Genomic DNA, 17,409 nt, shown 5'->3' on the forward strand with positions numbered 1-17,409 from the left:
TCGAGACGTGAGGGCTGGCGGGAGACAATCCTTCGTCCTTCCTCTTTGGAAGAAAGATGGAGAATAGTACGTAGCACTTGGTCGACATCCACTTTCGAACCTCATCGTTAATCTCGATACGGGTCAATTTCCCGCGAATCTGCCTAATAGGCAAATGGGAGGAGGCTGAGTTATAGGGGGATGAATGAATTCCTAAATTTTTCCTAAATCCGCAAGTAACCTTAAATAAAAAGCGGCCCTAAGTTCGGGCCGCCATCCTGTCATATATTGCGATTCATTTCATGTATTTTGTAGTACCTAAAAACCTACGAAAATCAAACGTCAATATTCCCGGCCCGCAGCGCATTATTCTCAATAAAAGCCCGACGCGGCTCAACATCATCCCCCATCAACGTCGTGAAGATCTGATCCGCAGCAATCGCGTCCTCGATCTGCACCTTCAGCAAGCGCCGCACGGTTGGATCCATGGTGGTCTCCCACAGCTGATCTGGATTCATCTCACCCAGACCTTTGTAGCGCTGCTTCGACACCACCCGTTCCGCCTCGTCGCGCAGCCACTGCATCGCGTGGTGGAAGTCGACCACGGCCGATTCCTTGGTCCGCTCGCCTTCGCCACGGCTGACGACCGCGCCTTCGCCGATCAAGCCTTTGAACGTGGCCGCCGCACTGGCCAGCACGTTGTAGTCCGCGCCCTGCACGAAGTCGGCGTCGATCGAGCTGACCTTCACGTTACCGTGATGCATACGCTCGATGCGCAGCGCGTGCTTCTCCGACAGCTCGTCCGAAATCACCGTAACCTTGACGGCGATATCGTTGATCTCCTTCGACAGCGCGGCCGCCGACACCTCGGCCAGCTCCTGCGTGCTCAGATCCAGCGTCACGCCGGTCATGATGGCGGTCAGCGCGGCGCGGTCGATCACGCGCGTCAGGCGCATCATGATGACGTTGGCCAGGTTGAACTGACGCACCAGCTCGGCCAGCGGTTCGCCGACGATCGGGTCCGCACCCTCGCGCGGCGTCAGCACGGCGGTGTTGAGCGCGACGTTCATCATGTAGGTCGCTTCCTCGGCGTCATCCTTCAGATAACGCTCGTCGCGGCCGGCCTTGACCTTGTACAGCGGCGGTTGCGCGATGTAGATGTGGCCGCGCTCGACCAGTTGCGGCATCTGGCGGTAGAACAGGGTCAGCAGCAGCGTGCGGATGTGGGCGCCGTCGACGTCCGCATCGGTCATGATGATGATGCGGTGGTAGCGCAGCTTTTCGACGTTGAATTCGTCCGGGCCGATCGAGGTGCCGAGCGTGGCGATCAGGGTGGTGATCTGCTCCGACGACAGCATCTTTTCAAAGCGCGCCTTTTCCACGTTCAAGACCTTACCGCGCAGCGGTAAAATAGCCTGGAACTTGCGGTCGCGGCCCTGCTTGGCGGAGCCGCCTGCGGAGTCACCCTCGACGATGTACAGTTCGCACAGGGCCGGGTCTTTTTCCTGGCAGTCGGCCAGCTTGGCCGACAGGCCCAGGCCGTCCATGATGCCTTTGCGGCGGGTCAGGTCGCGGGCCTTGCGGGCCGCTTCGCGCGCGCGCGCCGCTTCGACGATCTTGCCGCAGATGATTTTGGCGTCGTTCGGTTTTTCCTGCAGGTAGTCGGCCAGGGTCTTGGCGACGATCTCTTCGACCGGGCCGCGCACTTCGGACGACACCAGCTTGTCCTTGGTCTGCGACGAGAATTTCGGCTCGGGCACCTTGACCGACAGCACGCAGGTCAGGCCTTCGCGCATGTCGTCGCCGGTGATTTCTACCTTGGCTTTCTTGGCGAATTCCTGCTCGTCGATGTATTTGTTGATGACGCGGGTCATCGCCGCGCGCAGCCCGGTCAGGTGGGTGCCGCCGTCGCGCTGCGGGATGTTGTTGGTGAAGCACAGCACCTGTTCGTTGTAGGCGTCGTTCCATTGCATCGAGACGTCGACCGAGATGTTGGTGTTCTGGTCCGACATGCGTTCGCCGGTGGCCTGGAACACGGTCGGGTGCAGCACCGTCTTGGCTTTGTTGATGTATTCGACGAAGCCGCGCGTGCCGCCTTCGAAGGCGAAGATTTCTTCCTTGCCGCTGCGTTGGTCGGTGAGCTTGATGTTGACGCCGTTATTCAGGAACGACAGCTCGCGGATGCGCTTGGCCAGGATTTCGTAGTGGAATTCAACGTGGTTGAAGATGGTTTCGTCGGCCCAGAAGTGGACGTCGGTGCCGCGCTTGTCGGTGTCGCCGATGACCTTGATCGGCGAGACGGCCACGCCGTCCACCATTTCCAGTTCGCGGTTTTGCGGCACGCCGCGGACGAATTCCATGTAGTGCACTTTGCCGTTGCGACGGATGGTCAGCTTGAGCAGCTTCGACAGCGCGTTGACGCACGATACGCCCACGCCGTGCAAACCGCCCGAGACCTTGTACGAGTTCTGGTCGAACTTGCCGCCGGCGTGCAGTTCGGTCATGACGATTTCGGCGGCCGAGCGCTTCGGCTCGTGCTTGTCGTCCATCTTCAGGCCGGTCGGTACGCCGCGGCCGTTGTCGGTGATCGAGATCGAGTTGTCCGAGTGGATGGTGACGTGGATTTCCGTGCAGTGCCCGGCCAGCGATTCGTCGATCGAGTTGTCCAGCACTTCGAACACCAGGTGGTGCAGGCCCGTGCCGTCCGAGGTGTCGCCGATGTACATGCCGGGACGTTTGCGTACTGCTTCCAGACCTTCGAGGATCTGGATCGATGCTGCGCCGTATTCTTCGGTCGGTACCACTGGGGCTGGATTCTCTGCTGGGATGGCGGACATGGACTGCTTTCTCTGATTATCTGTTGCTGGTGTTGATTGGGGCCTGCTGGTTTGGCGGATTACGCGCTTTGCGCTAATCCGCCCTACGTGGATCCGAGGTAGCTCGGCCGGAGTATTCCCCGCATGCCTTGCGACATCTGGCGGCTTGGTACGGCGGCGTGATCCGGAAAAACGTAGGGCGGATTAGCCGTCAGGCGTAATCCGCCACCTCTTAGATCCGCATCGGCATAACGACGTACTTGAAATCGGTGTTATCCGGGATCGAGATCAGCGCCGACGAGTTCGAATCGCCCAGGGCGACGTTGATCTGGTCGCACTTGAGGTTGTTGAGCACGTCGAGCAAATAGGTGACGTTGAAGCCGATGTCGACGCTGTCGCCGCCGTAGTCGATCTCCAGTTCCTCGACCGCTTCTTCCTGGTCGGCGTTGGTCGAGCTGATCTTCATGCTGCCCGGCGTGATGATGCAGCGCACGCCTTTGAACTTGTCGCTGGTCATGATGGCGGCGCGTTGCAGCGAACGCAGCAGCTCATCGCGGCCGATCGTGAATTCGTTCTTGTAGCCCTTCGGGATCACGCGCGTGTAGTCGGGGAACTTGCCCTCGACCAGCTTCGAGATCAGCTCGATGTCGGCAAAGGTGAGCTTGACCTGGTTGGCGGCGATGTCCAGTTGAACGGTCTCGTCGTTTTCTTCCAGCAGGCGCTGCAGTTCGATGATGGTCTTGCGCGGGATGATCACTTCCTGGCGCTCGAACGATTGCTCGGTCTCCACCTGGCAGAACGCCAGGCGGTGGCCGTCGGTGGCCACGGCGATGACGTTGTTGCCGTCCAGGACCAGCAGCAGGCCGTTCAGGTAGTAGCGGATGTCCTGCTGCGCCATCGAGAAGTGCACCATGTTGAACAGGTGCTTCAGGGTTTTTTGCGGCAGGGTCACGCTGGCGCTGTAGCTGTCGGCTTGCTGGACGGTCGGGAATTCCTCGGCGGCCAGGGTTTGCAGCGCGAAGCGCGATTTGCCCGTTTGCACTGTCAGGCGCTTGTTCAGCAGGGTCATCGTGACGTCGCCCGATTCCGGCAGCGCGCGCAGGATGTCGAGCAGCTTGCGGGCGGCGACGGTGGTGCCGGCCACTTCGGCGCCGGAGCCGATCTGGGCGTTCGTGGTGATCTGCACTTCGGTGTCGGTGGACAGGAAGGATACGTTTTCGCCGTCTTTGCGGATGAGGATATTGGCCAGAATCGGCATAGTGTGCCGACGCTCGACAATACCACTCACGATCTGCAGTGGCCGGAGAAGGGTATCTCGGGTGGTTTTGACCAATTGCATAGATTATCCTCAGTAGTAAAGATTAACGATATTTCAATATTAACTTGTGTGCAGCTCTGCAGTTCGACCAATCATAATGGCAAAACTAGCGTCCCGCTAGCCCTTCAGCGTTTGTTCCAGCACGTGCAGTTCGTGGTTGCATTCCGGGTTCTTGGTGCGGTCCAAAGCGATCTTGCGCACGGCATGCAAAACGGTCGTGTGGTCGCGTCCGCCGAACAGTTCGCCGATTTCCGGCAAGCTCTTTTGCGTCAGTTCCTTGGCCAGGTACATGGCGATCTGGCGCGGCCGGGCGATGTTGGCCGGACGGCGCTTGGAGTACATGTCGGCGACCTTGATGTTGAAGAAGTCGGCCACGGTCTTCTGGATGTTTTCCACGGAAATCTGGCGGTTCTGCACCGACAGCAAGTCCTTCAGCGCTTCCTTGACGATGTCGATCGTGATGTCCTTGCCGTGGAAGCGCGAGTACGCCAGGATCTTGCGCAGCGCGCCTTCCAGCTCGCGCACGTTCGAGCGCAGGTGCTTGGCGACGAAGAAGGCGACGTCGTCCGAGAAGGTGACGCCTTCCTGCTTGGCCTTCTTCAACAGAATGGCGACCCGCATTTCCAGCTCCGGCGGTTCGATCGCGACCGTGAGGCCCGAGTCGAAGCGCGAGATCAGGCGGTCGTCCATGCCGGTGATTTCCTTCGGATACGTGTCCGAGGTGATGATGATCTGCTTCTTGGCGGCGATCAGCGCTTCAAACGCGTAGAAGAACTCTTCCTGCGTGCGGCTTTTGCCCCCGAAGAATTGAATATCATCGATCAGCAGCATGTCGAGCGAGTGATAGTAATGCTTGAAGTCGTCGAAGCCCTTGCGCTGGTACGCCGTCACCACGTCGCGCACGTACTGCTCGGCGTGGATGTAGCGAATCTTGGCGCCCGGCTGGTCGGCCATGACCTGGTTGCCGATGGCGTGGATCAAGTGGGTCTTACCCAGGCCGACGCCGCCGTAGAAGAACAGCGGGTTGTACGACACGCCCGGGTTGTTGGCGACCTGGATGGCGGCGGCGCGCGCCAGCTGGTTGGCCTTACCGGTGACGAAACTGTCGAACGTCAGATCGGTGTTGATGCGGCTCTGCTCGCGGCGCGGCGCGGCCGAGGCCGGCAGCTCGGGCACCGAAGGCACCGGATCGGAATTGCGCGGGTGGTTGTTCGGGTTGCCGTCGTTGTAGTCCGGCGCCGGCACCACGGTGGCCGGCTTGCGCGGCATCGACAGGCGCGGGTCGAGCACGAACTGCACTTCGGTCGGCGCTTCCCAGTACTGGCTGGCCAGCGCAGTGATGCGGCTGGCGAACTGCGACTTGACCCAGTCCAGCTTGAAGCGGTTCGGTGCGGCCACACGCAACTTGCCCGCCTCGTAATCGAGTGGGATGAGCGGTTTTATCCACGCGCTAAATTGTTGCGGCGTCAGTTCCAACTCCAACTGTGCGGAGCAGGTCTGCCAGAAATTTTCCATGAATCTTATCTATTCTCTACTGCTGATGAGGGTGTGGACCGCGGCTGTTGCGCCGCGGGTTCGCCACACGTAACGCGCTATTCTACTCTCGCTCGCTAAAGTTATCCACAGGCACGCCGCTTATTTTCGTACTTTCGGCTGAGCTGGAATCGCCGGCAATCCGGATCTGTTGTTGACAAGCAGGGCCGAAATGCTGATAATTCAGGGTTCCCCGCCCGTATTCCGTGTTTATTCACTTGAACGTCAATATGGAGTAAGCGTGGATTAGCGGGCGATGAGATGGACCCAGCTGTGCCGGTAGCGTTGGCATGGGTGCGCGAAGTGTCATTGGCACCAAAAATTGACGGGCGCTGGCCCGATTTTGTATTTTTTTCTGCTTTTAGCGAGACCAACATGAAACGTACTTACCAACCTTCCGTCGTGCGTCGTAAACGCACCCACGGCTTCCGCGCTCGTATGGCTACCCGTGGTGGCCGTGATGTGCTCAACGCACGTCGCGCAAAAGGCCGCAAGCGTCTGGCTGTATAAGCCACCTGCTTGTTAGCTGATCGCGTGGAAAGCTGTATTTCAAGCGGCTCGACAGGCGAAGGTTCCCACGACTTCGCGCGCGTTCGGCGTATCGTTAAAACGGATGAATTTTCATCCGTTTTTCGTTTGCGCCCCACGCAAAAAAGCGCGCATTTCGTGCTCTACACCCGTCTGAACGAATTGCCGCATGCGCGGCTGGGCGTCGTGGTGGCCAAGCGCTTTGCGCCCCGGGCCGTCACGCGCAACACGATCAAGCGCGTCACCCGCGAGCTGTTCCGCGTGACCGGCCTGCCCGCCATCGATTGCGTGGTGCGCCTGGCCAAGCCGGTCAACAGCAAGGACGGTCCCGCCACCACTGCGGCGCTCAAGCGGGCGCTGCGGGTGGAATTGGCACGCCTGTTCGCCGCGCAGGCCAAATTGTCCGGCCGTCAGGCGGCGCAGGCGCAGACCTCCGCGCCCGCGCAGTCAGTTTCGGCGGCAGCGCCGACGGCGGCCTTGCCTTCGGTGGCCACGCCTCCACTTACGGCGTCATGACCAAAGTGCTCCGCTTCCTGCTGCGCGCCTACCAGCTGACCATCAGTCCGCTGCTGGGGCCGCGTTGCCGCTTCTATCCGAGCTGCTCGAATTACGCGCTGGAAGCGTTGCAGGTGCATGGGGCGGGCAAGGGCAGCTGGCTGGCCGCCAAACGCGTGTGCCGCTGCCATCCGTTCAACGACGGCGGCTTCGATCCGGTGCCTCCCAAGGATGCGCCGGATGCCAAGAATTCCTCTTCAACGACCGCTTGCGGTTGCAACCACTCCTGATAAATACCCTAATGGATATCAATAAACGTACCATCCTGTGGATCGTGTTTGCCGTGTCGCTGGTAGTTCTATGGAACAACTGGATGGTCTCGACCGGCCAGCCTTCCATGTTCGCCCCGGCACCGGCCCAAACCGCCAAGGCGCCCGAGGCGAAGAAATCGGAACTGCCGACCGCCGCCACAGCGACGACCGCCGGCGCCGCCGCATTGCCGGGCGCGCCCGCAGCCGACGCGCCGTTCAAGAGTGAGCGCATCACCGTAACGACCGACCTGTTCAAGGTCGACATCGACACCCTGGGCGGCACCATCCGCCGCCTTGAGCTGCTCAACTACAAAGACGGCGTCGACACCCACAAGAACCAGGTGCTGTTCGACGTCGACAGCGCCACCGGCAAAACCTATCTGGGCCAGACCGGCCTGATCGGCGCGGCCGGCCTGCCGAACCACACGACCGGCTTCGTCGCCCGTCCAGGTCCGCGCGTGCTCGACGGTTCGAACCAGATCCAGCTGGTGCTCGATTCGGAGCAGGGCGGCGTCAAGCTGACCAAGACCTACACGTTCAAGCGCGGCGACTACGTCATCGATGTGCGCCACGACGTCACCAACGTCGGCACCGCGCCGGTCAAGCCCGAGCTGTACATGCAGCTGGTCCACGACGGCAACAAGCCGGCCGGCGACTCGTTCTTCAACAGCAGCTACACCGGCCCGACCCTGTACACGGCGGCCGACAAGTACCACAAGCTGAAGTTCGAAACCCTGGAGAAGGACGCCGAGTCCGCCGCCAAGTCGGGCAAGGACGTGATCCAGGAGCATCCGACCAAGGCCGACAACGGCTGGGTCGCGATCTCGCAGCACTTCTTCGTCTCCGCCTTCATCCCGCAGGACAAGACCCCGCGCACCATCTTCACCAAGAAAGTGACGACCAACCAGTACGCGATCGGCACCATCCAGCCGCTGGGCACCCTGGCGCCGGGCGCCACGGTCAGCAACAGCGCGCGCCTGTACTCGGGCCCGCAGGTTGAGAAGATCCTGGAAAAAGTCACCCCTGGCCTGGAACTGGTCAAGGACTACGGCATGCTGGCGGTGATCGCCAAGCCGATCTTCTGGGTCATGGACCACATCCACAGCGTGCTGGGCAACTGGGGCTGGACCATCATCGTCTTCACCATCCTGATCAAGCTGCTGTTCTTCCCGCTGTCGGCCGCCGGTTACAAGAGCATGGCCAAGGTCAAGCTGGTCACGCCGAAGATGCAGGCCATCCGCGAGCGCTACAAAGGCGATCCGGCCAAGATGAATCAGGCCACGATGGAACTGTACAAGGCCGAGAAGATCAATCCGCTGGGCGGCTGTCTGCCGATCCTGGTGCAGATGCCGGTTTTCATCGCCCTGTACTGGGTGCTGCAGGCGGCGATTGAAATCCGTGGCGCGCCATGGATCGGCTGGATCACCAACCTGGCCGCGCCGGACCCATGGTTCATCCTGCCGGTGCTGTACGCGATCTCGATGTACATCACCACCAAGCTGAACCCGGCGCCAGCCGACCCGATGCAAGCGAAGATCATGCTGTTCATGCCGCTGGCGTTCTCGGTCATGTTCTTCTTCTTCCCGTCCGGCCTGGTGCTGTACTGGGTGGTCAACAACGTGCTGTCGATTTGCCAGCAGTATGTGATCACCAAAAAATTTGCGACGCCGGAACCGGCCAAGGCGTAAACCTTAGCCGTTAGTGTTGCCAGGAAGCCCGTGTTGATCGCGGGCTTTTTTTATATCCTCTACAATTAGCTCATGAATATCGACTCCTCCCCCATCGCCGCCATCGCCACCGCACCAGGACGCGGCGGCATCGGCGTCGTGCGCGCCTCCGGCAAGAACTTGCAACCGCTGATCGCCGCGCTGTTCGGCGCCACCGCGTTGAAGCCGCGCCACGCCACCTACATTCCGTTCACGCAGGCCGACGGCGCCATCATCGACCAAGGCATCGCCATCTGGTTCAAGGGGCCGAACTCGTACACAGGTGAGGATGTGCTGGAGTTGCAGGGGCATGGCGGACCGATCGTGCTGCAACTGCTGCTGGCGCGCGTGCTGGAAGCTGGCGCCGAGCTGGGTTTGCGGCTGGCCGAGCCGGGCGAATTCACGCGCCGCGCGTATCTGAACGACAAGCTCGACCTGGCGCAAGCGGAGGCGGTGGCCGATCTGATCGACGCGTCGACCGAGGCGGCGGCCAAGTCGGCGTCGCAATCGTTGTCGGGGGTGTTTTCGAAGACGGTCAACAAGCTGGTTGAAGGCGTGACCGGGTTGCGCATGCTGGTCGAGGCGACCCTGGATTTCCCGGAGGAGGAGATCGACTTCCTGGAGAAATCGGATGCGCGTGGGCAGTTGGCGGGTATCGTCAGCGCGCTGGACCAGGTGTTCAAGCAGGCGGCGCAGGGCGCGCTGTTGCGCGAGGGGCTGAGCGTGGTGCTGGTTGGCCAGCCGAACGTTGGCAAATCGTCGCTGCTCAATTCGCTGGCCGGTTCCGATGTCGCCATCGTCACGCCAATTGCCGGCACCACGCGCGACAAGGTCACCGAAACGATCCAGATCGAAGGCATCCCACTGAATATCATCGACACGGCCGGCATCCGCCATGCGGACGAGACGGTGGATGTGGTCGAGCGCATCGGCATCGAGCGCACCTGGGGCGAGGTCGGCAAGGCCGACGTGATTCTGCACCTGCTGGACGCCGACCACGGCCCGTCGCGCGCGGATGAAAACATCGTCGCCGCCTTCCCGTCCGGCGTACCGGTGCTGCGCATCTGGAACAAGATCGATCTGTCGGGCCACAAGCCGAGCGTGGATACGATGCCGGACGCCACGCACGTGTATCTGTCGGCGCACGAGAACATCGGCATCGACCTGCTGCGCAAGGAACTGTTGCGCATCGCCGGCTGGCAGCAGACGGGCGAGTCGCTGTACCTTGCGCGTGAACGGCACCTGATCGCGCTGAAGAACGCCGGCGCGCATCTGGAGCGGGCAGGGGAGCACGCGGCGCAAAACGATCAGTCGCTGGATTTGTTCGCGGAAGAGTTGCGCCTGGCGCAAGCGCAGCTGTCGAGCATCACGGGCGCGTTCTCGTCGGATGATTTGCTGGGCGTTATCTTCAGCCGGTTCTGTATCGGAAAATGAGTAGTCGGCAAGCGATGTCAAAGTTTGCCAAATTCACGTTCACTATCCCATAAAAATCAACGGGTTATATGCAAAGTTTGCCAACGAACGCCAATTGACACCAAGACTTTTTAAGTACACACTTCAGTACACAACCCCTCATGCACCGAAAGCTGTGTACTTATCATGCCTAAAGCAGCCGTACCCCTGAACGACAAGCGCATCAAGGCCCTGAAGCCAAGGGCGAATCGCTATCTGGTCGCCGACGGCGGTGGCTTAGCGCTGGAGATCATGACGTCTGGTGCCAAGATCTGGCGCTATCGCTACTCATTGCACGGCAAGCAGCAGCCGCTGGTGACGATAGGAGAGTACCCGTCGATCAGCCTGCAGGATGCTCGGGAGCGGGCGCGCAAGTATGCCGAGACGGTGGCCGGCGGCGTCTCGCCGATCGCCGACGCAAAAAAAGACCGCGGTGCCACCAAAGCGCTTGATTCTGTCCGTGCTTTCGCGGATATGTGGTTTGAATCGGAGATCGCCAATAAATCCAAGTCGTACAGCACTGTGACGCGCCGCGCGCTGGACAAGGACATCTTTCCAGCGATCGGCGCCAAGCCGCTGGCCGACGTCAATGCAGGCGACGTGCTGGCCATTTGCGACAAGGTCAAGGGGCGTGGCGCCCCGCAGATGGCGCTGTTCACCCGCAACGTCGTCAAGCGCATGTACGAATACGCCATCTCCCGGCAGGCGGTGGCCATCAATCCCGCTCAGCAGTTGGTCGCCCGCTTCATCGCTACGCCGCAGAGCCGCACCCGCGTGCTGGCGCCGGATGAGATCGGCCGCCTGCTGCGCGCTATCTACGCCTCGAACATGAGCCGGGCCTATAAATTGGCGCTGCACCTGCTGGTGATCACCATGGTGCGCAAGTCCGAATTGATTGAGGCTGAATGGAGTGAGTTCGACCTCGACGCCGGCGTGTGGCGCATTCCCTCCACGCGCATGAAAAAGGACAACGAGCATTGGGTTTATCTATCCGTCCAAGCGGTCGAGATGGTCCGCGAGCTGCAGGCGATGTCGCACAGCCAGCGCTTCCTCTTCCCGATGCGGCGCGGCTACGAGGATCGGCCGATTGCTAAATCGACGCTGAACCAGGCCGTGCGCGCGATGAAGTCCGACTTGCAGCACTTCGTCATCCATGATTTTCGCCGCACCGCGTCGACGCACTTGCACGAGATGGGACTGTCGTCGGACGCGATTGAGAAGGCACTGGCCCACCAGATCCGAGGAATAAAAGGCGTGTACAACCGTGCCGAGTACGCGGACGAGCGCCGGAAGATTTTGCAGCTGTGGGCCACCTTCGTAGATGCGCAGATAGCGGAGGGCGCGAAGGTGGTCATTGGGCGGTTCGGCCAGGCCGCATAGCCGGCGCCGCGCCCACAGTGCCAGCAAAAGTTTAAAGCACCAGCCTAGGTTAGCTCCCGAAAAGCGGCTCTTCACCGCCTGGCTGGTGCCCCGATTCCTGAAGATAGCACCTTGAAGGGGTGTGTGAGATGAACAAGATTACTCCAGACTGGGGAGTGTGGAAGCACGTCCCTGACGTTGATGCTCGGGAAGCCGTCGCCCTGACCCTCAACCTCGAGCCGCGCGCGAACCGAGTGGCGACAGCGCCGCAATATGCCGACCGCCTGTTCCTGATTCAACGCGCCCTTGGCCGGAGTGTGAGGCTATCCTTGACAGCGTTAGCAAAGTGGGCCCAGTCCGTCGGCTGGAACATCCCCGTCGAATTAGGTGCGTTGGCACCGAGTCCTGCCGAGGTATTCTCCGCTGCGCCAGACGATGCCGTAGCCACAGCAATTGCATCGATCCTAGCGGCTGGTGCCGACGGCGCGGAATTGCGCAGTGCCCTTGAAAGCGAGGGTTGTCGTTTTGTGATCGGGCCGACCGGGGCGTCCATCCATGTGGCAGATGGAACTGTCAAAGGTGCTTTGCACGAACTCAAGCATCTATATTCCGTGGCGAGCAACATCTATTACATTACCAAGAACACACAGATCGGAAATCTGATGCGGGCCTCCGGCTCTTCTGGTGGAGGGGCTCAACAGTCCAATTTCAGGAAGGCAGTGCACCAGCCAAAGCCGACCGAACCCCCTCCGGTCGCTTCAAAAGATTTGCGCGAACAACTCATTGCTCTCGCAGATCAAATAGCAGAAGAGCAGCGTGGCGACAAAGCCAAGTTCTCGTTAAATGCGGTATGCACGCAGTTGCAGACAGATTCGATCCGTAAAAAAAATGAACAGCTTTTGACGACGACTCACGGCTGGGCGTCGAAATCGTGGTTACTCAGCAATGGATTGAAGGGTTGGACTGATCCAAAGACACGAAGACAGGAAAGTAGACCACTAAAACAGACCACCTAAAAAAGGCCGAGGGGCAGCATTGGCGGGACGCGCTGGGTGTAGCGTGCTCCTTTTAGCGAGAAAAACAATCCGGATAAACCATTAGCACCAGACTGATCAGACCATAACAATGAGTAGTACCCAATCACATGAGGTACTGCCAAATGTCGCACACTACAGCCGCACGCAACCTGTCGGGGCAAACTGATCTACCTGCGATGCTGACCACCGCGCAGGCAGCGGTGGCGCTCAACAGAAAGCCCGCTACTCTCAACAAGTGGGCGTTCACCAACAGCGGACCACTCCAACCTGTCCGGATCAATCGCCGCCTGGCTTGGCCGACTGAAGCCATTGTCGCCCTGTTGAACGGTGGCCAGCAATGAGCGCCGCCGCATCGGCATCCTTGCCGCTGGTCGGCATGTCCCGCTGGCTCCAGCTGCAACACATCATCCCCGTATCCCGCGAAAAATGGCGCCAGCTGGTCAATGCCGGCCGCGCGCCGGCACCTGTTCGGCTGAGCGAGCGCTGCAGCATGTACCCGAATGCCGAGGTGCATCGGTGGCTGGCTGATCCGATCGGCTACCGCGCGGCAGGAGGTGCGGCATGATGCATCCGTCCCGGAAGCCCAAAAAGACGAAAGGCGCAGCACCCCGCGAAGAGAACGCGCCTTCCAAAAAGCATAAAGCCAAAATAATCAACTGCGGTACTCATGCTATCAGCAAATTGCGCCGAGAGCTACAACGCGCTGGCTTGGCACTGCGCGATACTAGCGGCCACAGTCAGCGTGAGACGCTGATTGGTGTGCTGCAGTATTTGGGCGCGCGCGGTATCAATACCAAAGAGGCGGAGGGCTGCGGATATTACCGGATCGCCACGCGCATTCAGGAGCTTGAGGGCGCCGGCTGGCATATCGCCGTCCCTAAAGAAAGCATCATAGGTGTTGATGGCCTGATCCACAACGGGATCGCGCGCTACACGCTCATGGGACGGCAGCCCGATCCGCAAGGTCAATTGGACCTTGGCGAATGATGTTGATCACACTCCGCCTGCGCGCCGCCACTCTGCGCCCGTTGCCACCGCCACCGCCGGGCCTGTTCGCCCTGCTGGTGCTGCTGGCCAGCACGGTTCGGGGTTGCGCATGAAGGCCGGCTTCGCCCTCAACATCGAGCGCCTGTACGGCCCGTCCATCATCCGCGTCGCCGCCAAGCACCTGCTGCGCGAACTTGCGGCCGAGCTCGGCGCCGGCGGCCACATCGACGCTGCGCGCATCAAGGACAATGTCGTCTTGCGCGGCCCCGCTACGTCCGCCGGCGTGGCCGATCTGGCCAAGTCGCTGATGGAGGCCGCCGGCGTGACGAAGTGCCGCAAGGGCGCGGTGATGGGCCTGGAACTGCTGTTCACCTTGCCGGCGACAACCGCCGTCGACCCGCGCCAATACTTTGAACAGGCCACCAAATGGGCCGAGCAATATTTCGGCGTGCCGGTGCTGTCGTGCGTGCAGCACGCTGACGAAGGCTCTCCCCACGCCCACGCGCTGCTGTTGCCGCTGGTTGACGGTCGCATGGGCGGCTCCGACCTGCACGGCGGCAAGGCTAAGCTGGCGGCGATGCAAACGAGCTTCCACGAGGCGGTGGGCGCGCCGCACGGCCTCCCCAAGTACGTGCCGCAGAAGCGCCTCAGTGCCCCGGTGCGCACGGCGGCGATGGATCTGGCCCGCCGGTCGCTTCAGGCGAACGCAGCGCTTAACGACGACATCATCGACGTGCTGCTGGCCCCACATGCGAAAGACCCGGCGCCGCTGCTCCTGGCGCTCGGCATCGCCATGCCGACGACCCAGACGCCGGCCAAGGATTTCGTCAGCATGATGATATCGCCATGCAAAGCGGAGAAACGCAGCCATATAGGGGAAGCCGACTATCGCCATATAGGGAAAGCGGTTCAGTCCGCGCCGACGGTGTCGCTTCCCGATACCTGTGTCGGGGAGGGAATCGCCCCGCCCCCAAATCCAGCCCATGAACAGTCGCACCAGCCCGCCCAGGGTATGCAAAATTCTTTGCGTACCTCAGCACCGGCCGCCGACGAGGTCGCGGTAGGGGGGCTCCTGAAAGTTGAGGAGACCCCCTCCGCAAAGTTACGGAGGCCCGACCAGCCAGCACCTGACGGCCACGTCCAGACCATCAGTTTGACGGAGGGGGGTGTCCGCAAAATTTCCGACACTCCCACGGGTCTCCAAAAAATCATTGACATCCCCCAGGCCGTCCACCAGCTGGACACCCCCGCACCCGTCGACGTCCACCACCAGGCCGGCGCCAACGACCCGATCAGCCATTCCACCCAAATTCCGAGTGATTTGGCACAGGAATACTCAGCCGAAAGTTTGGCTCAGCTGGATGTGAGCAGTTTTGCGCGCATCTCCTCGCCGACCACCAGCCAGGCCAACGCGACGCAATACGTCGATCTGGTCCACCACCAGGCCGATGCCTGCGAGCCTTCGTGCACGCCGCGTCCGAAACTCGGCACCACCGCCCGGAGGATTACCAGAAAGTTTGTGTCGACGGTATTCGTCGCCACAAGCGCGCCTTGTGCGAACGGATCGCGTCCGCACAAAGATTTGTCCAAAAGTGGATGCATCTCCAAAGGGGGTGGCATTTCACCACCCCCTGCAGGCGCGCCCAACTTTGGGCAGACCTATGCGGAGGGTGTCCCCAGTTTTGGAGACACCCCCACGGCTGGCCGTAACCTGCTCAAAACTCAGCAGGTCGACCACCGCACCGCCGGCGACTACCAGCGCCAGCGCGACGACGAGCAGCCGGCGGAGGCGTGGTGTGCTGACCTGGGCGAGTTCGTGCAGGCCACCGGCCCGCCGCAAGGCCCCTGCCAGCGCCACCTATGACCACCAGCCGGCCCGGCGGCAACCGGGAGCGAAGTGGGATATTCACACTTCGGACAACTTGATAGAAAGAAACATATGAAATTGAAACTGAACAAAGACGGCTCGGCCGTCGTCCGCAACGGCGCGCCGGTCTACGTCATGGACAACGGCACCGAGCGGGAGATCGACGGCGCCGCCGCTTTCAAGCTGGCACTGAGCAAGCATTTCGAGGCGTCGCCTGTCATGTCGCGCTTGAAGCTCCCGGCTGACATCATTGCCGCGTCATTCGGCAGTCATTTCGATATCCAGGGCGGTAAGTTCGTGGCGTTGGACCAGCACGGCATCAAGGAGTATTCCAGCACCCGCCCCGGCGAAGTGGCGACGTTTGATGAGGCGCTGGGCCAGCTCATCGACCGCTACAAAAACAAAGACATGATCATGAGGGAGCCCGGCACGCCGGTGCCGGCATCGAGTCAAGCACCAGGCCAACAGGGGCAGAGCGGCGTGATTATCACGAGAGCGGAGTTTGATGCTATGCCGCCTGCGGGTCGTGGCAGGTTCATGAACGCGGGCGGCCGAATTGGCGATGTCGCAAGCGGCGTCACGCCGGCGCCAGCCCCATCGGCGCCACCAGCGGGCAGCATTACCCGCGCCTCCTTTGATACTTTAAACCCGCAACAGCGCGCCAATTACGTCACTGGTGGCGGCAAGGTGGCCGACTAAGCCAAACGGCCCGCTGAGCGGCGCGCGCTGCTCGGCTGGCCCAACAGCAGCCGGACCGGATCGCGTCGCTGTGGCGCGATTTGCAGCCCTGCTGACCATTTCAAGCATGGAGGGATAGATGGCAAATTTTAGTGCGGATATATCGAGGTTCATTACCCGGGCGAACGGGAATATGGACAAGGCCGTCGCGCAGGCCGCCGTGCTGGTGGCTCAGGGCGTGGTGCTGAAAAGTCCCGTGGACACTGGGCGCTTCAGGGCGAACTGGGTCTTCGGCAAGTACTTCCCGCAGGGCACGGTGTCGGCCCTCGATCCGTCGGGCGCCGCGACCATCGCCAAGATCGCCGGTCAGGTCACGGGCGCTAAAGCTGGTGGTGAAATCTGGCTCGTGAACAATCTCCCGTACGCGGGCAAGCTGGAATACGGCCACAGCCAGCAAGCGCCTTACGGGATGGTGCGCACCACGCTGGCGAACATTCCGGCGGCCATCGAGCAGTACATCCGAGGATTGCCATGAGTAGCGACCGCGAACTGATAAACGCCGCCCTGTTGTGGCATAGCGCTCACGCCCGGCGCTTAGCAGTCGGCACAGAGAAGCGCCGATTGGACAAGTTGCTGAAGGCCGAGGGCCTGTCGGTGTTTTCACCGGCATACACGCAGCAAGGCAATGCCGCGCGCCAGCTGACCGAGCTCAAGCGCAAGGAACTTGCTGCCCTCCGACAGCTGGCCAAGGCTTGCGCCCGGCAGCGCGGCAAGCTGGACATCGCCGACGTCATCGACCTGGATTGTCCTGTGCAAACCCTGACGTGCGACGAATCGCTGATCACCGCGACCACAGAAACGAACGCCCGAATGGGCTGAGGAAGATATGAAAAAGGTAAGAGATTTATTCGTGATGGTCGAAGAGGCCGAGCTGCTCACGCCGACCGGGATGTTTTTGATCGCGGCCAACGTCATCCACAGCGAAGACTACGTGGGCGAACCGTGCCAAGTGCAGAACGCAAAAGCCTTCATGGATGGGGTGCTCGCCGCAGCGCGGAAGGCGGGCGTACAGCAAACCGATCGGCTCGGCCGGCTGATGCGCACCGATCGCCTGAGCATCGTAGGCCTGGGGCTGGCGCAGCGTGCTTGCGACGCTATCCCATCTTGGAAAATGAATGATCTGCTGATGCGATCCCACCGGGCGGCAGAGGCGGGCGCGCCGTTGTATCCGGCGCACGGGATGCTGGACTGCTTCGTAGGTGCGCAAAATAGGATTGTCAGCACGCTTCCACCGACGCCGGCACCGGCGGCTCCGTCCACGGAAGCGCGAGGCTGACTTGACG

General features: G+C 61.1%; 18 protein-coding genes. 15 read left to right on the top strand and 3 right to left on the bottom strand.

Translation table 11 applies throughout. The annotated features are described in order from the left end of the window. Window positions 1-314: 314 nt before the first annotated feature. From gyrB to dnaA, 3 genes are all read right to left on the bottom strand, one after another. Complete coding sequence (gyrB, locus tag AC0IYS_RS02185; protein ID WP_471703640.1) at window positions 315-2,816, bottom strand: DNA topoisomerase (ATP-hydrolyzing) subunit B; 2,502 nt, start codon at window positions 2,814-2,816, stop codon at window positions 315-317. A gap of 211 nt (window positions 2,817-3,027) precedes the next feature. Continuing rightward, window positions 3,028-4,134, bottom strand: a complete 1,107-nt coding sequence (gene dnaN / locus AC0IYS_RS02190) for a DNA polymerase III subunit beta (RefSeq protein WP_471703641.1) — start codon at window positions 4,132-4,134, stop codon at window positions 3,028-3,030. 96 nt (window positions 4,135-4,230) lie between these two features. Continuing rightward, window positions 4,231-5,628, bottom strand: a complete 1,398-nt coding sequence (dnaA, locus tag AC0IYS_RS02195) for a chromosomal replication initiator protein DnaA (RefSeq protein WP_463453152.1) — start codon at window positions 5,626-5,628, stop codon at window positions 4,231-4,233. A 393-nt stretch (window positions 5,629-6,021) separates the two neighbouring features. Here dnaA and rpmH point away from each other — a divergent pair, with 393 nt between their 5' ends. The 15 genes from rpmH to AC0IYS_RS02270 all read left to right on the top strand — a co-directional run bounded on the left by rpmH (window position 6,022) and on the right by AC0IYS_RS02270 (window position 17,402). After that, entirely contained in the window at window positions 6,022-6,156 is a 135-nt protein-coding gene (gene rpmH, locus AC0IYS_RS02200) for a 50S ribosomal protein L34 (protein WP_010401996.1), read from the top strand. A gap of 126 nt (window positions 6,157-6,282) precedes the next feature. After that, window positions 6,283-6,690: a ribonuclease P protein component gene (gene rnpA / locus AC0IYS_RS02205; protein WP_471703642.1), complete on the top strand. Its 408-nt coding sequence runs from the start codon at window positions 6,283-6,285 to the stop codon at window positions 6,688-6,690. Continuing rightward, window positions 6,687-6,959, top strand: coding sequence for a membrane protein insertion efficiency factor YidD (gene yidD / locus AC0IYS_RS02210; RefSeq protein ID WP_315222741.1), 273 nt, complete (start codon window positions 6,687-6,689; stop codon window positions 6,957-6,959). Before rnpA ends, yidD begins: the two co-directional genes overlap by 4 nt. 11 nt (window positions 6,960-6,970) lie before the next feature. Further along, window positions 6,971-8,668: a membrane protein insertase YidC gene (gene yidC, locus AC0IYS_RS02215; protein ID WP_471703643.1), complete on the top strand. Its 1,698-nt coding sequence runs from the start codon at window positions 6,971-6,973 to the stop codon at window positions 8,666-8,668. Between the two features lie 72 nt (window positions 8,669-8,740). Next, a complete protein-coding gene (gene mnmE / locus AC0IYS_RS02220; RefSeq protein ID WP_471703644.1) occupies window positions 8,741-10,120 on the top strand; it encodes a tRNA uridine-5-carboxymethylaminomethyl(34) synthesis GTPase MnmE in 1,380 nt (459 codons plus the stop codon). A 165-nt stretch (window positions 10,121-10,285) separates the two neighbouring features. Continuing rightward, window positions 10,286-11,518 (top strand): tyrosine-type recombinase/integrase, encoded by a 1,233-nt coding sequence (locus tag AC0IYS_RS02225; protein ID WP_471703645.1) that lies wholly within the window; start codon window positions 10,286-10,288, stop codon window positions 11,516-11,518. Window positions 11,519-11,646: 128 nt separating this feature from the next. Then, the gene (locus AC0IYS_RS02230) at window positions 11,647-12,513 is read left to right on the top strand and encodes a hypothetical protein (protein WP_471703646.1); all 867 of its coding nucleotides are present in this window, start codon (window positions 11,647-11,649) and stop codon (window positions 12,511-12,513) included. Between the two features lie 143 nt (window positions 12,514-12,656). Further along, window positions 12,657-12,875: a helix-turn-helix domain-containing protein gene (locus AC0IYS_RS02235; RefSeq protein WP_471703647.1), complete on the top strand. Its 219-nt coding sequence runs from the start codon at window positions 12,657-12,659 to the stop codon at window positions 12,873-12,875. Then, window positions 12,872-13,099: a helix-turn-helix transcriptional regulator gene (locus tag AC0IYS_RS02240; RefSeq protein WP_471703648.1), complete on the top strand. Its 228-nt coding sequence runs from the start codon at window positions 12,872-12,874 to the stop codon at window positions 13,097-13,099. Before AC0IYS_RS02235 ends, AC0IYS_RS02240 begins: the two co-directional genes overlap by 4 nt. Then, window positions 13,096-13,521, top strand: a complete 426-nt coding sequence (locus tag AC0IYS_RS02245) for a helix-turn-helix domain-containing protein (protein WP_471703649.1) — start codon at window positions 13,096-13,098, stop codon at window positions 13,519-13,521. The genes AC0IYS_RS02240 and AC0IYS_RS02245 overlap by 4 nt, the downstream gene beginning before the upstream one ends. Window positions 13,522-13,630: 109 nt before the next feature. After that, the gene (locus AC0IYS_RS02250; RefSeq protein ID WP_471703650.1) at window positions 13,631-15,385 is read left to right on the top strand and encodes a plasmid recombination protein; all 1,755 of its coding nucleotides are present in this window, start codon (window positions 13,631-13,633) and stop codon (window positions 15,383-15,385) included. A 75-nt stretch (window positions 15,386-15,460) separates the two neighbouring features. Beyond that, window positions 15,461-16,087, top strand: coding sequence for a DUF6651 domain-containing protein (locus AC0IYS_RS02255; protein ID WP_471703651.1), 627 nt, complete (start codon window positions 15,461-15,463; stop codon window positions 16,085-16,087). A 172-nt stretch (window positions 16,088-16,259) separates the two neighbouring features. Continuing rightward, window positions 16,260-16,601 carry an HK97 gp10 family phage protein gene (locus AC0IYS_RS02260; protein WP_471703652.1) on the top strand — a complete coding sequence of 114 codons (342 nt, stop codon included), beginning with the start codon at window positions 16,260-16,262 and terminating at the stop codon, window positions 16,599-16,601. An 86-nt stretch (window positions 16,602-16,687) separates the two neighbouring features. Beyond that, window positions 16,688-16,945 (top strand): hypothetical protein, encoded by a 258-nt coding sequence (locus tag AC0IYS_RS02265; protein ID WP_471703653.1) that lies wholly within the window; start codon window positions 16,688-16,690, stop codon window positions 16,943-16,945. 7 nt (window positions 16,946-16,952) lie between these two features. Beyond that, window positions 16,953-17,402, top strand: coding sequence for a hypothetical protein (locus AC0IYS_RS02270; RefSeq protein WP_471703654.1), 450 nt, complete (start codon window positions 16,953-16,955; stop codon window positions 17,400-17,402). The last annotated feature ends 7 nt before the right edge of the window (window positions 17,403-17,409 follow it).

Source organism: Duganella sp. AC237, from assembly GCF_979254035.1.

What these genes read in the sequence shown, in the direction of transcription:
- gyrB (WP_471703640.1), bottom strand. Translation starts at nt 2,816, where the DNA reads ATGTCCGCCATCCCAGCAGAGAATCCAGCCCCAGTGGTACCGACCGAA.
- dnaN (WP_471703641.1), bottom strand. Translation starts at nt 4,134, where the DNA reads ATGCAATTGGTCAAAACCACCCGAGATACCCTTCTCCGGCCACTGCAG.
- dnaA (WP_463453152.1), bottom strand. Translation starts at nt 5,628, where the DNA reads ATGGAAAATTTCTGGCAGACCTGCTCCGCACAGTTGGAGTTGGAACTG.
- rpmH (WP_010401996.1), top strand. Translation starts at nt 6,022, where the DNA reads ATGAAACGTACTTACCAACCTTCCGTCGTGCGTCGTAAACGCACCCAC.
- yidD (WP_315222741.1), top strand. Translation starts at nt 6,687, where the DNA reads ATGACCAAAGTGCTCCGCTTCCTGCTGCGCGCCTACCAGCTGACCATC.
- yidC (WP_471703643.1), top strand. Translation starts at nt 6,971, where the DNA reads ATGGATATCAATAAACGTACCATCCTGTGGATCGTGTTTGCCGTGTCG.
- mnmE (WP_471703644.1), top strand. Translation starts at nt 8,741, where the DNA reads ATGAATATCGACTCCTCCCCCATCGCCGCCATCGCCACCGCACCAGGA.
- AC0IYS_RS02225 (WP_471703645.1), top strand. Translation starts at nt 10,286, where the DNA reads ATGCCTAAAGCAGCCGTACCCCTGAACGACAAGCGCATCAAGGCCCTG.
- AC0IYS_RS02230 (WP_471703646.1), top strand. Translation starts at nt 11,647, where the DNA reads ATGAACAAGATTACTCCAGACTGGGGAGTGTGGAAGCACGTCCCTGAC.
- AC0IYS_RS02235 (WP_471703647.1), top strand. Translation starts at nt 12,657, where the DNA reads ATGTCGCACACTACAGCCGCACGCAACCTGTCGGGGCAAACTGATCTA.
- AC0IYS_RS02240 (WP_471703648.1), top strand. Translation starts at nt 12,872, where the DNA reads ATGAGCGCCGCCGCATCGGCATCCTTGCCGCTGGTCGGCATGTCCCGC.
- AC0IYS_RS02245 (WP_471703649.1), top strand. Translation starts at nt 13,096, where the DNA reads ATGATGCATCCGTCCCGGAAGCCCAAAAAGACGAAAGGCGCAGCACCC.
- AC0IYS_RS02250 (WP_471703650.1), top strand. Translation starts at nt 13,631, where the DNA reads ATGAAGGCCGGCTTCGCCCTCAACATCGAGCGCCTGTACGGCCCGTCC.
- AC0IYS_RS02255 (WP_471703651.1), top strand. Translation starts at nt 15,461, where the DNA reads ATGAAATTGAAACTGAACAAAGACGGCTCGGCCGTCGTCCGCAACGGC.
- AC0IYS_RS02260 (WP_471703652.1), top strand. Translation starts at nt 16,260, where the DNA reads ATGGACAAGGCCGTCGCGCAGGCCGCCGTGCTGGTGGCTCAGGGCGTG.
- AC0IYS_RS02270 (WP_471703654.1), top strand. Translation starts at nt 16,953, where the DNA reads ATGAAAAAGGTAAGAGATTTATTCGTGATGGTCGAAGAGGCCGAGCTG.